The sequence below is a fragment of the Micromonospora sp. NPDC023814 genome, from assembly GCF_040639595.1.
Lineage (GTDB): Bacteria > Actinomycetota > Actinomycetes > Mycobacteriales > Micromonosporaceae > Micromonospora.
The window spans coordinates 1-1,317 of record NZ_JBFAAF010000244.1; the positions used below are offsets into that span (position 1 = coordinate 1).

General features: G+C 72.7%; 1 protein-coding gene. It reads left to right on the forward strand.

Features of this window, described 5'->3' with window-relative positions; all coding sequences use genetic code 11:
• Window positions 1–1,317, forward strand: a 1,317-nt coding sequence (locus AB0G14_RS35765; RefSeq protein ID WP_357705251.1) for a condensation domain-containing protein, incomplete at both ends; no start/stop codon positions are given.

The following is a 1,317-nucleotide window of genomic DNA, read 5'->3' on the forward strand; positions in this document are numbered from 1 at the left end:
CATGATTCCGTCGGATCTGACCGCGGTCGAGGCGATCCCGCTCAATGCCAACGGCAAGGTCGATCGGGCGGCTCTGGCCGCGTCGGTGACGGTGGCGGAGCGGGCGCACGTGGCGCCGCGCACTGATCTGGAGGAGCGGCTCGCGGAGATCTGGGCGCGGGTGTTGGGCCTGGACACCGTCAGCGTCGTCGACAGCTTCTTCGACCTCGGCGGCGACTCGCTGCGGGCAGTGGCGCTGGTCGGCGCCCTGCGGGTGGCCGGCTTCCCCGTCGGGGTCCGCGACGTCTTCGTGCACCGCACCGTGGCGACCCTCGCCGCGCACCTCGCGGCCAAGGAGACCGCCACCGCCGAACCGGAGTTCCAGGCGGTCGCCCCGTTCGCGCTGCTCGACGACGCCGACCGCGCCGCCCTGCCCGCCGGCCTCGCCGACGCGTACCCGATCGCCCAGGCGCAGCTCGGCATGCTGGTGGAGATCCAGAAGGACCCGGACCGGTCGCTCTACCACATCGTCCGCTGCTTCCGCGTGCACAGCCGTCAGCACTTCTCCGCCGAGGCGCTCACCGGAGCCGTGCGGGACGTCGTCCACCGGCACGAGACCCTGCGCACCTCGTTCGACCTCGGCGGCTACTCCGTGCTGCAACTCGTGCACACCGAGGCGCCCGTCGACGTCCGGATCATGCAGCTCGACGAGGAACAGGCCGACGCGCAGCTGCGCGGCCACGTCGACGCCGAGCGGGCCCGGCCGTTCGACCCGGAGCACCCCGCGCCGCTGCTGCGGGTCAGCGTCCACGTCGCCACCGACGGAAGCTGGTGGCTCACCGTCGCGGTGAGTCATCTGGTGACCGGCGGCTGGGACCTCAACAGCCTCCTGGCCGAGCTGCTCGGCTGCTACGAGCGGCGCTGCGTCGGCATGGCACCGGAGTCGCCGGAGCCGGTCGCGGTCCGGTACGCGGACTTCGTCGCCGCCGAGCGCGCGGCGCTGGCGTCCCCGGCCGACGAGGCGTACTGGCGGAAGATCACGTCCGGGTACGCCAAGTTCACGCCGCCCGCCGGCTGGGGCGAACCGGCCGGGGCGGCCGGCGCCGCACTGCGGCACCGGATCAGCTACCAGGACCTCGACCAGCGGATCCGCGCGCTTGCCTCGGCGTACGAGGTGTCGCCCAAGGCCGTCCTGCACGCGGCGCACCTGAAGGTGATGAGCCAGCTCACCGACGAGCAGCGGTTCCACTCCGGTCTGGTGTGTGACGCGCGGCCGGAGGTGCGGGGTGCGGAGCGGGTGCACGGGATGTACATCAACATCCTGCCGTTCGGGTTCGC